The sequence below is a fragment of the Pseudomonas sp. SWRI154 genome (assembly GCF_014268645.1).
In the GTDB taxonomy this organism is placed as follows: domain Bacteria; phylum Pseudomonadota; class Gammaproteobacteria; order Pseudomonadales; family Pseudomonadaceae; genus Aquipseudomonas; species Aquipseudomonas marvdashtae.
Genome location: NZ_JABWQW010000005.1, coordinates 128,273 through 142,203, shown reverse-complemented (window position 1 = coordinate 142,203; position 13,931 = coordinate 128,273). Strand labels below are relative to the sequence as shown.

Here is a 13,931-nt window from a genome sequence, read left to right as displayed (position 1 = left end):
TTCATCCCTGAAACATCACGACGGCCTCAAACCCGGATCCAGCGCCACCTCCCGGCGTTCCGGCCCTGACTGTCAAGTCACTGAAACACCCTGCCCCGTGGCTGGAATCATAGCCAAACGACAGCAGATGGCCCTTTGCAGCCCATGAGGCTGTCTCAACGATGAAACAGGTTTCGCCATGGAAACCTTCCTCATCAGCCAAGCCATTGAAACCATTGATTTTCCAGAATCCGGCACAACACCTGCTCTTCCCCTTCGCAACGCTGACTAGGGCCAGCGTCCAGTGAAGAAGGAAATGATGTCATGGGGACTTTCAACAGAAGCTTGACCTGTCTGTTGGTGATTGGCTGCGCCGCCGGCGCGACGCTCAGCCTACCGGTGCAGGCCGAGGGCAACGGCATCATCGTACTCGACCGCGACGTGCAACCGGTTCATATCGGGCGTAACGGTGGCAAAGATCCCTACCCGACCACCGTCAATGCCAATCCATCCGATCGAATCAACCAGGCGACTGCCAGTACCGAGCTGAGCGACGGCGATTTCGCCGGGGTCGCCAGCGGTTCGACGATCCGCAACACCGTCAATCCGAATACCGGCGTGCAAGGTCTCAATGTCGTGACCAACCCTAACGGCATGCCCGGCATGAACGCCGGTCATGGTGGCGGAAGCGGCGGCGCGATCTCGGGCACCATCAATCGCTCGCTGAGTTCCGGCCTGGCCCCTTTGGGTCGGCTGGCGGGAGGCCAGTGAGATGAATCCGACCTGGCTCGCTCTCGCCCTGCTCGGCTCATCCACCGTGCTCGCCGATCCCGGCGTGGCGGTCACCAGCCATGCCGACCTGCAGAATTCCGGTGGCCGCTACACCGGCAATTTCAACGTCAACCAGGCCGCTGGTGACCAGATCCAGCAGACCAATACCCGCGCCATCGCCATCGGCACCAGCGCCCGGGCCACCACGGTCGTGCGCCAACGCCTCGACACGGCGGCCAGCCAGTCAATGAACGCGAGCGCGCGCATTGGCGGCAGCTCCTTCAGCAACGGTAACGGTGTGCTGGGCGTCAACCAGTCCGCCGGGGCCAACAATCAGATGGCCAATGTCATGCGGGTAGGCATCAGTGCCGCTCCGCAAAGCATGGACGACAGCGCCCTTTCCCAACAGAACGTGGCGCTGATACCGAACTCAGGAGCAACTGACACCCCAACCGGCAGTCGCCAGGTCGCCATCGGCGACCAGGCCTTCACCGGCAGCCGAGGGGTGATCCAGGTGAACCAGAGTGCCGGGGTGGGCAACCGCATGGCTAACACCCTGAGCATCCGGGTCGCTGACTGACCCGGCGCAGCACATAAGAAAGTACCGACACTTAACCAACGACACGCAAGGAGAAACACCATGAAACCTACAATGGCGCTCAAACCATTGGTTTTCGCTCTCGCCGCTGTCATGGCAATGGCTGCACAGGCCGGAGGAAACGGCAACGGGCATGGCAATGGCCATGGCAACCAGGGTCCCAAGGGGCCGACGCTGGAACAATTGCTCTCTATCAGTGCCGGCGCTGGGGCTACGGTGCTGGATGAGCAAAACAGCGACGGCAACGTCGTGACCAACCAGGCAACCCGCAACACCGCCGAAGCCACTGACTCGCTCAATGGCAGCAACGGCAACATGGGTGCCAACATCGCCGCCGGGGACGGCAACCAGCAAGACAACGCCGCCGCATTGGCCACCGCCGATGAAAGCTTCATCTTTGGCTCGGCAGTCGCGGCTTCCAGCGCCACGCAGGTCAATAACAACAACTACGTGAAGAACAACTCCACGCAAAACAACGCGTCTCTCACCAATGCAGGCAACAACGGCTCCGGCAACATCGGCATCAACGTGACCGCCGGCAATTTCAACCAGCAGAAAAACAACCTGGCCATCGCTGTATCGGGCGGCCGTGTCGCCCAGGCTTCTGCCGCGGCTGACCAGTCCTCCACCGGCCTGGTTGTCGACAACAAAGGCGTGAAGACCGATAAGGTCGTTACGCTTACCAACAGCTACGAGGCTTCCGGCACTTTCAAGGCCAAAGGCAACGGTACCGTCGAAGACGACGGTGGCTGGGGCAACAAAGGCGGCTACGGTGGCGGTCACGATGACGACAAGTTCAAGTTCTCCGCCGTGGGGACGTTCGAACTGGCCGGTAGCAATACCCAGCAAGTGCTGACTCGCGACGGCTGGAAAAACCCTGTCTACAACAACGCCACCATGACCAACTCCATGAATGGCTTCTCCGGCAACGGCGGCGCCAACGTGTCGGCGGGCGTGGGCAACCAGCAGAGCAATTCGCTGTCCATTGCGGCCGGCTGCAAGGCCTGCATGTAAGCGCGCACGAAACGAAGCCCCGGCAACGGGGCTTCACTTCCTGGGTTTCTCCAAGGCGTATCGATCATGCGTGCGAAAGCCCTTTGCCTGTGCATTTGTTTTGCCTGCGCGACCGAAGCCGCGCAGATGCCTGTCGCTGCCCTGCCTGGCGGCATGCTGGTCTACAAACCGGTGCAAAGCGTGCGCGAACGCAAGTTCAGCGACATCGTCGAGCAAAAAACCGATTTCAGTTGCGGTGCCGCCGCGCTGGCCACCGTATTGCGCCAGGCCTACTGGCTTGACGTCGATGAAGAGCACGTCATCAAGGGCATGCTGGTGAATGCCGACCAGGACCTGGTCCGCACCCAGGGTTTTTCCATGCTGGACATGAAGCGCTACGTGGAAACCATCGGCATGCGCGCTCGAGGCTATCGGATACCGCCGGAAAAACTCGCCGCGGTGACGATCCCCGTCGTGGTCCTGATGGAGATACGCGGCTACAAGCATTTCGTGGTGCTGCAGCGGGCCGACAAGCAATGGGTCTACATCGCCGACCCGGTGCTGGGGCACAAACGCTACGCCCATGATGAGTTCATCAAGGGCTGGAACGGCATCGTCTTTGCCATCGTCGGCCCCGGTTACGACAAGACCAACGCCTTGCGCAGCCCACCGCAACCGCTGACGGCGCGTAACAAGCTGGACGGTTTCAACCCGGTCAAGGACGCGGAACTGATGGATTTCGGCTTCATCCAGAGCGACTTTTTCTAATCGCCGTACAACTGCCAATAAAAATACAAAAGGAGCAGGATGCTCCGGGAGCAACACATGAAAAGCTCATACTGGCTCACGCTGGCCTGCCTGGCCGCAACGACGTCGGGTCTTGCCCACGCCGGTTTCAAACCCATCGAAGTCAAGGACCAGGAGCTCGCCGAGCTGCGCGGTCGTTACGTCATGCCCGGACGGGTGATCAGCTTTGGCATCGTCATGACCAGCACTTGGCGCAACGCCAGTGGCGACCTGATCGGCGCCTCCAGTGCCATGCAGATCCAGGCCTCTACGGTCAAACCCGAGTTCTACGTCTCCACCATCAAGCAGACCGGTAACGGCAGCGCCCCGCAGCAGGGCAGTGGCACGATTACCGGCGGCGCCGGCCTTGGCTCAGGCCAGGGTGTGACCCAGAGCGTGCGCGCCGCGGGTGACGGTAATACCGCTTACAACAACGTCAGCATCAACGTGAAGGAAAGCAACCAGGCACCTGCGTTGGCGCCCACCCAAGGCCAACTGCTTACCAAAGGCCAGACCATCAGCGGCAGCAACGCCGCCGGCAGTGTCGCGGTCACGGCCACAGGCAGCGGCGTGCAGATGGCGATCCAGGCCAGCCACAACCAGGGCGGCACACTGCAACAGGTGGCCCGAGGCGGCTTGCTGCAAAACACCCGCCTGCTGGGCAACAGCAACCTGGTCAACAACATGACTCAGCTCAACGTGGTGCTGAACAGCAACGGCCCCAGCGCCGGAGCGTTGGACTGCAACCTCACGCAACTGCGCGGGCTTCGCAACCTCGGGTATTGAACTACGCTGATCTCCGAACATTGGGCTAACTAGGGACGGCATATTTCATGTATCGATCCGTATCGTTGCGCGCTGTGATGTGTTTGACCTCGATGTTCCCGGCAACCCTGCTGCATGCGGCACCGGACGCCGACATCGAGGCGCTGAAACAGGAACTTCTCGAGCTCAAGCAACGCTACGAGGTCCAGCAAAAAGCCCTGGCGGTACTCGAACAACGCGTCCGCCAGGTAGAGGATCAACCCGCCGCCCCACCGCCCAAACGCCTGGCCAAATCCCCGGCCGACATGAAAGGCAACCAGGGCATGGCCAGCAGCGGCACCGCAACGGCCGGCGGCAGCGGCTACGGGCAATCGCTCGCCGACGACTCGCAACCGGCGCAGAGCGTCTCCAACCTCTACGACGAGGCCAGCGGCTTTTTCGGCGGCGGCAAGTTCAGCTTCGAAACGGGCGTGACTTACTCACGCTATGACACCCGGCAGTTGATCCTCAACGGCTTCCTGGCGCTGGATTCGATTTTCCTGGGCAATATCAATCTCGACCGGATCAAGGCGGACACCTGGACGCTGGACCTGACCGGTCGCTACAACTTCGACAACCGCTGGCAGTTCGACCTCAACGTGCCGGTGATCTACCGCGAATCCACGTACCAGTCCGGTGGCGCGAACAACGGCGCGGCCGGCGTCACCAGCGAAGAAACCGTGACCCGCGATCCCACCATCGGCGACGTCAATTTCGGCATCGCCTACAAGTTCATGGATGAATCGATCAACTCCCCCGATGCGGTGTTGACCCTGCGGGTCAAGGCGCCCACCGGCAAGGACCCGTTCGGCATCAAGCTGCGCCAGTCCCAGGCCAATACCAACTTGTTCGTGCCTGAAGACCTGCCCACCGGCAACGGCGTCTGGTCGATCACACCCGGGATTTCCCTGGTCAAGACCTTTGATCCGGCGGTGCTGTTCGGCAGCCTTTCCTACACCCATAACCTGGAAGAATCCTTCGACGACATCAGCTCCACGGTCAACCAGGAAGTGCCGGGCAAGGTGCGGATCGGCGACAGCTTCCAGATCGGCGCGGGCATTGCGTTTGCCTTGAACGAGAAGATGAGCATGTCGTTCTCGGTCTCTGACCTGATCCAGAAGAAAAGCAAGCTCAAGCAGGACGGTGGGGATTGGGAGTCGGTGGTGTCCAGCGACGCCAATGCCGGCTATTTCAACATCGGCATGACCGTGGCCGCCAGTGACAACCTGACCATCGTGCCCAACCTGTCCATCGGGCTGACCGACGATGCGCCGGACTTCACCTTCAGCCTGAAATTTCCGTATTACTTCTAACGCGCAGGATGATCTTGCAATAAAACCTTCTAGGGCAGGCAAGTGCGCTGCCACAAGGTCTGATCGTAAGTTCTAGCGAATCTGATGCTTGTGCAACAACCGATAGAAAGTCGGTCGTGATACGCCTAGCACCCTGGCCGCCACACTCAGGTTGTCGCTGTGGCGGTTGAGCACATCGCTCAGCGCCTGGCGCTCGGCGCGGGTCTTGTAGTCTTCCAGTGTGCCCATCGGCGCAGTCACGCCTTGACGGCTGGCCAGGCCCAGGTCACGGGCTTCGATCTGCCGCCCCTCCGCCAGCACCAGGCCGCGTCGAACCCGATTGGCCAGCTCCCGCACATTACCGGGCCAGTCGTGCATGCCCATCGCCACCAGCGCATCTTCGCTGAAGCTGCGAGAACGACGACCGGTTTCATGGCTGTAGAAATGCGAAAAATGGCTGGCAAGCATCGCCAGGTCGCCATGGCGTTCACGCAATGGCGCCATGGCCACTTGCAGGACGTTCAAGCGATAGTACAAATCCTCGCGAAAACGCCTTTGCTCGATCGCAGCTTCCAGATCCACATGAGTCGCGGCCAGTATGCGCACGTCGACCGGAATTGGCTGGCTGCCGCCCACTCGCTCAATGTGTTTTTCCTGAAGGAAACGCAGCAGGTTGGCTTGCAGCTCCAGCGGCAGATCGCCGACTTCGTCGAGAAACAGCGTGCCGCCATGAGCCGCTTCGATTCGCCCGATCTTGCGCTGGTGGGCGCCGGTGAAAGCACCCTTCTCGTGGCCAAACAATTCAGACTGGATCAGGTGTTCGGGGATCGCTCCGCAATTGATCGCAATGAACGGTTTGTTACGCCGATGAGACTGGCGATGCAACGTGTGGGCGACCAGTTCCTTGCCGGTGCCGCTTTCACCACGAATCAATACCGGTGATTCGGCGGGCGCCAGCTTGGCCAATAACTTTCGCAGTTCGCGGATGGGTTTGCTGTCGCCCAGCAGCTCGTGTTCAGGCTCATCAATGTGAATCGAGCCCTGTCCCCGCAGGCGCGCCATGCCGAATGCGCGCCCCAGGGTCACCTGGACCCGGGACACGTCGAACGGCAGGGTATGGAAATCGAAAAACCACTCGCAGACAAAATCGCCGACATTCTTCAGGCGCAGCACTTCCTGGTTGAGCACGGCGATCCATTCGGTGCCGCTGCGGCTGATCAGTTCCTTGACCGCTTCGGGGCGCTCCAGATGTGCCGGTTGCAAGCGCAACAGACCGACGTCGCATGTCCGGTCCCCGGCATGCTCAAGGGAGCAACTCTCGACGTCCCAGCCCACCGTCCGCAGACCGGGCAACAAGCGATGGCAATCATCGCAGGGATCAACCACGAGCAGACGACGTGACGTACTGGCTTCGATCATGACTGATCCTTGGCGCCAAAAATAAGAAATATGAGTAGAAACAGGCGTTTGGCGAACCTGCCTGTAACAGTAGCAAGAAGTTGACGGCTGCTTGTATCAATTGATTATTGAAGCGCGCTGAAAGTGGTTATAAGGCGGCGTTTCGTTAGTTGCCGCTTACTTGAATCTTTCAGGAAGCTTTCAAACAAAAGCGCAAAACCCGGGTCTGAAAGAAAATCGAAATTTATTTGTAGATTGTGTGACCTGTGCCCCGGTTCGGGGCATCAGTACAAGTAACCAGCCGCACGGTAAGCCCAACCGACGGCACATCATTTGAATGGGCACTTTTGAGAGATAACGCCATGAACGCCCCGCTCCGTATCAACGAAGCTCTTTTGATTGCCGACCGCGCATTCCGTCCTTTCCAATGCGTGGCCTGGGCTCCACAAGACGGTAACGGCGAACTGAGCCTGACCGTCATCGACCGCACCAATACGCACATTGGTCGCACTCAGATTCCAAGCAGCGCCTACACCGACCCGGCCCAACTGGCCGACCTGTTGAAACAGGCGCGCGCTGAATTGAGCCAGGAAGGTTACAAACTGCAATCCTGGTCCATGCCTGAATAAACACTTCCTGCCAGCCGGTAATGATTTGCCGGCTTGGTACTGGATTGAAAAGCCACTGTTTTGGCACGAATTGTCCTCACAACTGTAAGACCTGACAGTTGTGCATTATCAGATTCGCGGATTGAATGTCTGGCGTCATGCAATCACCTCCCTCTTCGGGACGGTCGATGCGCAAGGAGAGGCCTGCATGTTCGATCAATCCGCACTCGTGCTTGCGACACCCGCGACTTATCCCGGTCAACTCGATTCAGGCTTTGCCGACGCCGGCAAAGCCTGGGTTCGTTTCGCCGACGACACTTCAAGCCACACCACCGGACTGACCATTGACCAGGCTGGCCGGATCTTGCTCGCAGCCCGAGTCAATACGCCCCAGGGTTGCCGCTTCGGCCTGACGCGACTCACTGCGCACGGCTCGATCGACAAGAGCTTTGCGGCCCAAGGCTACATCGTCGGGTCGTTTGAAAAGGGTTGCGAAGCCACAGCGGGCAAAGTCGTTGAACTGCCCGACGGAAATATCCTGTTGTCAGGCCTGCACTACGAAGAGACCAACCATACCCTTCCCGCCCTGGCATTGTTCGACCCGCATGGCCGTCCCGTCCCAGGCTTCGGCGAGGCCGGGAAACAGGTCGTCCGGCTGTGCGGCAATCTTTCCCAAGGGTTGCGTGATCCCTGGCTGCCGCCCGGCGTGCCTGGGATGGAGGCTTGCGACATCCGAGTGCAGGCCGATGGCGGGATACTCCTGCTGGCCAACCATCATTTCCAGATGTCCGATCATGTCGGGGTGCTGATCCGCCTATTGCCCGACGGCTCGCTGGACAGCTCGTTCAACAGTCGCGGTTTCGTGATGGTCCGGCGGCTGCTGAAAAATACCTGGTTGGGCTGCCTGAGCCTGCAGGCAGACGGCAGCGTCATCGCAGGGGGTGTCATCGACTTGCCCCAGCGCGGATTGGTGGTGCGCTACGATTCCACCGGCAAGCTCGATGACAGCTTTGCTGAGGACGGCTTCCTGTCCATCGGGGCCCAGGGCCGCAGCGTAATGATCAGCCAAGTCGTCCAGCACGGGAACGGTGATTTGCAGGCGTTCGGCAGCAGCCGAGACCCGATGCATTGCCTGTCGCTGAAGATTCGACAGGATGGCCAACCGGCCCATGGGGCCAACGAGGACCCGTGCCGCCTCTTGGCGTTTGGCAACACTGCCAGTCAATGGATGGCAGCCCAGATCCAGCCGGACGCAAAGGTACTGACCGCCGGTGCAACCATCGGGGGTATCGAGGCCGATTTCGTCCTGGCCCGACATCTGTCGGACGGCCATCTCGACCCGAATTTTGGCCAGGGCCAGGGCTGGGTCCGCACTCGGCTCGGCTACAGTCTCGATACCGCTACGTCCGTGGCCGCACAAGCCGATGGGAAAATACTGGTAGGCGGTTACTCGTTGCATGGCAGCCCAAAGGCCGTCGTGATGCGATATTGGGCCTAAGCACCGCCTCCAATTTCCGGCCCGCCATCAGGCGGGCATTACTCATGCCTTCGAAGAGGCAAAGAAACGCAGCACCAGGATGCCTGCGAGTGCAGCCAGGGTAGAACCGGCCAATACGCCAACCTTGACCTCATCAATGAGCAGCTGGGAGCCTGGGAACGCCAGGTTTCCTATAAACAAGCTCATCGTGAACCCGATCCCGCACAACAACGCCACCCCATACACCTGCCGCCACGAACTGTGGGTCGGCATTTGCGCCAGCCCGCTCTTGATCGCCACCAGCGCGAAGGTGAAGACACCTATCTGCTTACCCAGCAACAGTCCTGCAGCGACGCCCAATGGCACGGGATCAAGCAGGCTGCTCAAAGACACGCCGGCCAGAGAAACGCCCGCATTGGCAAAGCCAAAAATGGGCATCACGACGAAAGCAACCCACGGCGATAACCGCCGCTCAAGCCTGAGCGACGGAGACTTCGCTTCATCGGCGTCTTTGTTCAGCGGGATGCAAAAGGCAAGTGCGACACCCGCCAGCGTGGCGTGTACGCCAGATTTGAGCACCAGCACCCACAGCACCGCCCCTAGCACCAGATAGGGCAACAGCCGGATGACCCCGGCCTTGTTCATGATCAGCAGCACGGCGATCACCGCGGCGGATGCCGCAAGCATGGTCACATCCAGGCCGGCGCTATAGAAGACGGCGATGATGGCGACCGCGCCCAAGTCATCCAGAATGGCGAGGGCGGAGAGAAAGACCTTCAGGGACATTGGCACTCGGTTGCCCAACAGCGAGAGCACGCCTAGCGCAAACGCGATGTCGGTGGCGGCCGGGATGGCCCAACCCGCCAACGTTTCAGCAGAACTCCTGTTGACCCAGGCGTAAATAAGGGCAGGCACAATCATGCCCCCCAGCGCTGCGAAACCCGGCAGCGCTCTCTGGCTCCATTTGGCCAGCTCCCCAACCTGCATCTCGCGCTTGATTTCGAGGCCTACCAGAAGAAAGAACACTGCCATCAACGCATCATTGACCCAATGCTCGACGGACATGCCCAGAAAAGAAGCATGCAGCGCTTTGGTATAACTTGCGAACAGCGGGCTGTTAGCCACGATCAGCGCGGCGAGCGCCGAAAGCATGAGCACGATGCCGCCTGAGGATTCCGATTGCATGAAGCGTTCGAGTGGCGTGGCCGCGCGCGAATCACCGCCCTGAGTTGAGCTATTCCCCATTGTTTCCTCCTGTTGTCCGATCAGCACCGGATTCTACCCAATACTCAGGCGTGCCGGGCAGTTGTCTTACAACTTCATGGAAACAAAATCGGGGCAGGTAAAAACGGGCGTGGCGGCTGGAGTGAGGTCCCATGGGTGGAACGAGCCTGCACGCTCCTCCCAGGAGACCTGTGACGTTATTTGGGCAGGATGTACCGCTCGATCGCCAATGCCGCGCCATCCTCGGTGTTGGCTGCGGTAATCACGTCAGCCTGGCGCTTGATCGCCTCCTCCGCCTGACCCATCGCAATCGAGAAGCCCGCCCGGTGGAACATCGCCGGGTCGTTGCCGCCGTCCCCCATCGCAGCCGTCTGTTCCAGCGGCACGCCCAGGAAGTCAGCCAGGGTCGACAAGGCTTGCCCTTTGTTGGCCTTCATGGCTGTCACGTCGAGATAGATCGGTTGTGAACGGGACACTTGGGCCTGGCCCTTGAGCAGCGGATGCAGCCGCGCCTCGAGTTCCACCAGCAGATCGGTGTTGGCGCTGGTCGCGACGATCTTGTCGATGCGCTCCAGGTAAGGCTCGAAGCTCTGCACTTCCACGGGCGGATAACCTAGCCCACGCGTTTCCACTGGCACCATGGGGCCGTTGGCATCGCGTACCAACCAATCGCCGTCGGCAAATACCCATACCTCGATATCCGGCTGATCGGCGTACAGGGCCAGCGTGCTCAGTGCCGCCTCGGGTGGCAGATAGTGCACGGAGAGAAAACTGCCGTCCGGATGCACCAGCGTGCCGCCGTTGAAGGCTGCGGTCGGCAAATCGACGCCCAGGGCTTCGATCTGCTGCAACATGGCCCGGGGCGGACGCCCGGTGGCCAGGCTGAACAGCACACCAGCCTCGCGTAATGAGCGAACCGCTTCGATGGTGCGCTGGTTCAGGCTGTGGTCGGGCAGCAGCAGCGTGCCGTCCATGTCGCTGAGCAAAAAACGGATGGGGTGTTTCGGCTGGCCACTCATCCGAGGCCGTGCCAGACGCGACCGTCGCGAGTCAGCAGATCGTGGGCGGCGGTCGGACCGTCTTCCCCGGCCTGGTACGGCTGGACAGCGGCGTCCTCACGCCAGGCATCGAGGAACGGCTGCACCGCACGCCAGCCGTTCTCAATATTGTCGGCACGCTGGAACAGCGTCTGGTCGCCCGTCAGGCAATCGTAGATCAAGGTCTCGTAACCCGTTGACGGCTGCATTTCAAAGAAGTCCTTATAGGCAAAGCCCAACTCGATATTGGCCATGTCGAGTGCCGGCCCTGGCCGTTTGGCCAGCAGGTCGAACCACATGCCTTCGTTGGGCTGAATCTGGATTCTCAAGTACGTGGGTTGCAATTCGTCGACTTCGGTGTCGCGAAACTGCGCATAAGGCGCCGGCTTGAAGCAGATGACGATTTCGGTGTCGCGCACGCTCATGCGCTTGCCGGTGCGCAGGTAGAACGGCACGCCTACCCAGCGCCAGTTATCGATCATGACCTTAAGGGCGACGTAGGTTTCGGTGTTGCTATCGGGCGCTACGTTGGTTTCCTCCCGGTAACCACTGACAGACTGGCCATTTACCTGGCCTGCGGTGTACTGGCCACGCACCGAGTTGGCCCGGGCCTGCTCCACCGACCAGGGCCGGATCGCCCCCACCACCTTGGCCTTCTCGCCACGCACGGCATCGGCGCCGAACGCGGCCGGCGGCTCCATCGCCACCATCGCCAGCAACTGGAACAAATGGTTAGGGACCATGTCCCGCAGCGCGCCGGTGTGCTCGTAGAAACTGCCCCGGGTCTCCACGCCGACCGTTTCGGCAGCGGTAATCTGTACGTGGTCGATGTAGTGGTTGTTCCAGAACGCCTCGAACAGGCTGTTGGAGAAGCGGCTGACGAGAATGTTCTGTACCGTCTCCTTGCCCAGGTAATGGTCGATCCGATAGATCTGTTTCTCGCTCATGACCTTGAGCAGGCAGGCATTGAGCGCCTCGGCGGTTTGCAGGTCGGAGCCGAACGGCTTCTCGATCACCACACGCCGGAACGCCTCATCCTGCTCCTGAAGCAGCCCGGCCGCGCCGAGGCGACGAACCACTTCACTGAAAAAACGTGGCGCGGTCGCCAGGTAGAAGACCGCATTGCCGGTGCCGCTGGCGGCGATTTTCGCCGCCAGCGCTTGGTAGGTGCTGTCATCGAGAAAATCACCCTGGACATAACTGATGCCCCGGGCCAGCTTGGTCCACAGCGCCGGATCGAGTGCGCGGTCGGCATCGCCGCCCTTGCTCGCCGCTTCGTTACGGATGAAATCCTCGAGTTTTTTTGCAAAGTCCACATCGCTGATAGCGTTGTGGTCGACACCGACGATCTGCAGGCCATCACCCAACAGCCCGTCACGACTGAGGTGGTAAAGCGCCGGCATCAGCAGACGCTTGACCAAGTCGCCGTGGGCACCGAACAGGAACAACGTGGTCGGTGGCGCGGGTTCTGCCTTGGATTTCCTGCCGATCGAGGTCATTTTTTCGGCGTCTCCACATGGCCGCCGAAGCCGAAACGCATGGCTGAGAGCATCTTGTCGCCATAGGTGGCTTGCTGACGGGAGCGGAAACGCGCGAACAGCGAACTGGACAGTACCGGCACCGGCACCGCTTGCTCGATGGCGGCTTCGATGGTCCAACGCCCTTCACCGCTGTCGGCGACTTCACCGGAAAACCCGTCCAGCTTCGGATCGCTGGCCAATGCGTCGGCGGTCAGGTCCAGCAGCCAGGACGACACCACGCTGCCACGGCGCCAGACTTCGGCGATATCAGCCAGGTTCAGGTCGAAACGCTGCTCTGGCGGCAGGCTCTCGCTGGATTTGGTCTTGAGGATATCGAAGCCTTCGGCAAAGGCCTGCATCATTCCGTATTCGATGCCGTTGTGGATCATCTTGACGAAATGACCGGAGCCGGCCGGGCCCGCATGGATGTAGCCACGTTCGGCGCGGTCGTCGTCGGACTTGCGGTCGCGGGTGCGTGGGATATCGCCCATGCCCGGCGCCAGGCTGGCGAACAACGGGTCCAGGCGCTTCACGACTTCGACGTCACCGCCGATCATCATGCAATAGCCGCGCTCAAGGCCCCAGACGCCGCCGGAGGTGCCGACGTCGATGTAGCCCAAGCCTTGTTCCGAGAGCGCCTGGGCGCGACGGATGTCGTCCTTGTAGTACGTGTTGCCGCCATCGATGATGACGTCGCCCGGCTCCAGCAACCCGCTCAGCGCGGTGATGGTGTCTTCGGTGGGTGCGCCAGCGGGCAGCATGACCCAGACCGCTCGCGGTTTTTCCAGGGCGGCGACCAGCGCCGGCAAATCCGCGACGCCCGTTGCGCCTTCCTGGCTCAGGTTTTCGACAAAAGCGGCATTGCGGTCATACACGACGGTGGTGTGCCCATTGAGCATCAGGCGCCGCGCAATATTGCCGCCCATGCGGCCCAGTCCAATGATCCCGAGTTGCATGTGCTGATGCTCCCTACTACAAATAAAGGTGTGTCAAAGATGAAACGCAATCGACTAGTGGAGGTTAGTCCAGAGCATTGCCGCATAGTTTCCGGGTTAAATCGCCCGATCACAAAGGATAACGTTCAAAAACCGGCGGAAGACACGCCGACCATGAAAAATAAAAAAGTTCCATCAACGGGCAAAAGTATTCAGAATTGGTGCCGATAAAGAATTGTCGCCAAGAAACTGACGACATCTCTCTAGTTGATGTAGCCATTTGCGAGGTGAGCAATGGGCCCTGTCGTTACCGCACGTCCTCCTCAGACCCTTTACGTGACCATTCGTCGCGACGAATTACGCCTGCTGAAAGAAGAGCGTGATCTGCTGCTCGATGAAGTGGCGCAGCTGCGCATGCAGTTGCAACACGCACAACTCTCCTACCAGGGCCAGGCGTTGGCTCGCTGATCCAACGCCAGAGAGTTTTGGTACTTGAAGTGACGCCGGGC

14 protein-coding genes are annotated in these 13,931 nt (G+C 60.4%); 9 read left to right on the top strand and 5 right to left on the bottom strand.

Annotated elements, in window-relative coordinates; translation table 11 throughout:
- Positions 1-303: 303 nt before the first annotated feature.
- From fapA to fapF, 6 genes are all read left to right on the top strand, one after another.
- Positions 304-750, top strand: coding sequence for a functional amyloid chaperone FapA (gene fapA, locus HU806_RS06735; RefSeq protein ID WP_186610647.1), 447 nt, complete (start codon positions 304-306; stop codon positions 748-750).
- 1 nt (position 751) lies between these two features.
- Positions 752-1,330 (top strand): fibril amyloid subunit FapB, encoded by a 579-nt coding sequence (fapB, locus tag HU806_RS06730; RefSeq protein ID WP_186610646.1) that lies wholly within the window; start codon positions 752-754, stop codon positions 1,328-1,330.
- Between the two features lie 60 nt (positions 1,331-1,390).
- The gene (fapC, locus tag HU806_RS06725; protein ID WP_186610645.1) at positions 1,391-2,362 is read left to right on the top strand and encodes an amyloid-like fimbrin subunit FapC; all 972 of its coding nucleotides are present in this window, start codon (positions 1,391-1,393) and stop codon (positions 2,360-2,362) included.
- Positions 2,363-2,428: 66 nt separating this feature from the next.
- Entirely contained in the window at positions 2,429-3,109 is a 681-nt protein-coding gene (gene fapD / locus HU806_RS06720) for a fibril amyloid maturation endopeptidase FapD (RefSeq protein WP_186610644.1), read from the top strand.
- 57 nt (positions 3,110-3,166) lie between these two features.
- Positions 3,167-3,913, top strand: a complete 747-nt coding sequence (fapE, locus tag HU806_RS06715) for a fibril amyloid subunit FapE (protein WP_186610643.1) — start codon at positions 3,167-3,169, stop codon at positions 3,911-3,913.
- Positions 3,914-3,960: 47 nt separating this feature from the next.
- Complete coding sequence (gene fapF, locus HU806_RS06710) at positions 3,961-5,244, top strand: fibril amyloid transporter FapF (RefSeq protein WP_186610642.1); 1,284 nt, start codon at positions 3,961-3,963, stop codon at positions 5,242-5,244.
- A gap of 72 nt (positions 5,245-5,316) precedes the next feature.
- On the opposite strand, the gene HU806_RS06705 is transcribed toward fapF, so the two are convergent.
- A complete protein-coding gene (locus HU806_RS06705; RefSeq protein ID WP_186610641.1) occupies positions 5,317-6,642 on the bottom strand; it encodes a sigma-54 dependent transcriptional regulator in 1,326 nt (441 codons plus the stop codon).
- Between the two features lie 341 nt (positions 6,643-6,983).
- Between HU806_RS06705 and HU806_RS06700 the strand changes: the two genes are divergently transcribed.
- Both HU806_RS06700 and HU806_RS06695 read left to right on the top strand, forming a co-directional pair.
- A complete protein-coding gene (locus HU806_RS06700) occupies positions 6,984-7,250 on the top strand; it encodes a hypothetical protein (protein WP_030142711.1) in 267 nt (88 codons plus the stop codon).
- Between the two features lie 187 nt (positions 7,251-7,437).
- The gene (locus tag HU806_RS06695) at positions 7,438-8,727 is read left to right on the top strand and encodes a delta-60 repeat-containing protein (protein WP_186610640.1); all 1,290 of its coding nucleotides are present in this window, start codon (positions 7,438-7,440) and stop codon (positions 8,725-8,727) included.
- 42 nt (positions 8,728-8,769) lie between these two features.
- On the opposite strand, the gene nhaA is transcribed toward HU806_RS06695, so the two are convergent.
- The 4 genes from nhaA to gnd all read right to left on the bottom strand — a co-directional run bounded on the left by nhaA (position 8,770) and on the right by gnd (position 13,467).
- On the bottom strand, positions 8,770-9,951 hold the full coding sequence (nhaA, locus tag HU806_RS06690) for a Na+/H+ antiporter NhaA (protein ID WP_186610639.1): 1,182 nt from the start codon (positions 9,949-9,951) through the stop codon (positions 8,770-8,772).
- A 176-nt stretch (positions 9,952-10,127) separates the two neighbouring features.
- Positions 10,128-10,949, bottom strand: a complete 822-nt coding sequence (locus HU806_RS06685) for an HAD family hydrolase (RefSeq protein ID WP_186610638.1) — start codon at positions 10,947-10,949, stop codon at positions 10,128-10,130.
- Complete coding sequence (zwf, locus tag HU806_RS06680; protein WP_186610637.1) at positions 10,946-12,466, bottom strand: glucose-6-phosphate dehydrogenase; 1,521 nt, start codon at positions 12,464-12,466, stop codon at positions 10,946-10,948. Before zwf ends, HU806_RS06685 begins: the two co-directional genes overlap by 4 nt.
- Positions 12,463-13,467 (bottom strand): phosphogluconate dehydrogenase (NAD(+)-dependent, decarboxylating), encoded by a 1,005-nt coding sequence (gnd, locus tag HU806_RS06675; RefSeq protein WP_346657158.1) that lies wholly within the window; start codon positions 13,465-13,467, stop codon positions 12,463-12,465. Before gnd ends, zwf begins: the two co-directional genes overlap by 4 nt.
- A 249-nt stretch (positions 13,468-13,716) precedes the next feature.
- Between gnd and HU806_RS06670 the strand changes: the two genes are divergently transcribed.
- Positions 13,717-13,890: a DUF6026 family protein gene (locus HU806_RS06670; protein ID WP_186610635.1), complete on the top strand. Its 174-nt coding sequence runs from the start codon at positions 13,717-13,719 to the stop codon at positions 13,888-13,890.
- Positions 13,891-13,931 lie beyond the last annotated feature (41 nt).

What these genes read in the sequence shown, in the direction of transcription:
- fapA (WP_186610647.1), top strand. Translation starts at nt 304, where the DNA reads ATGGGGACTTTCAACAGAAGCTTGACCTGTCTGTTGGTGATTGGCTGC.
- fapB (WP_186610646.1), top strand. Translation starts at nt 752, where the DNA reads ATGAATCCGACCTGGCTCGCTCTCGCCCTGCTCGGCTCATCCACCGTG.
- fapC (WP_186610645.1), top strand. Translation starts at nt 1,391, where the DNA reads ATGAAACCTACAATGGCGCTCAAACCATTGGTTTTCGCTCTCGCCGCT.
- fapD (WP_186610644.1), top strand. Translation starts at nt 2,429, where the DNA reads ATGCGTGCGAAAGCCCTTTGCCTGTGCATTTGTTTTGCCTGCGCGACC.
- fapE (WP_186610643.1), top strand. Translation starts at nt 3,167, where the DNA reads ATGAAAAGCTCATACTGGCTCACGCTGGCCTGCCTGGCCGCAACGACG.
- fapF (WP_186610642.1), top strand. Translation starts at nt 3,961, where the DNA reads ATGTATCGATCCGTATCGTTGCGCGCTGTGATGTGTTTGACCTCGATG.
- HU806_RS06705 (WP_186610641.1), bottom strand. Translation starts at nt 6,642, where the DNA reads ATGATCGAAGCCAGTACGTCACGTCGTCTGCTCGTGGTTGATCCCTGC.
- HU806_RS06700 (WP_030142711.1), top strand. Translation starts at nt 6,984, where the DNA reads ATGAACGCCCCGCTCCGTATCAACGAAGCTCTTTTGATTGCCGACCGC.
- HU806_RS06695 (WP_186610640.1), top strand. Translation starts at nt 7,438, where the DNA reads ATGTTCGATCAATCCGCACTCGTGCTTGCGACACCCGCGACTTATCCC.
- nhaA (WP_186610639.1), bottom strand. Translation starts at nt 9,951, where the DNA reads ATGGGGAATAGCTCAACTCAGGGCGGTGATTCGCGCGCGGCCACGCCA.
- HU806_RS06685 (WP_186610638.1), bottom strand. Translation starts at nt 10,949, where the DNA reads ATGAGTGGCCAGCCGAAACACCCCATCCGTTTTTTGCTCAGCGACATG.
- zwf (WP_186610637.1), bottom strand. Translation starts at nt 12,466, where the DNA reads ATGACCTCGATCGGCAGGAAATCCAAGGCAGAACCCGCGCCACCGACC.
- HU806_RS06670 (WP_186610635.1), top strand. Translation starts at nt 13,717, where the DNA reads ATGGGCCCTGTCGTTACCGCACGTCCTCCTCAGACCCTTTACGTGACC.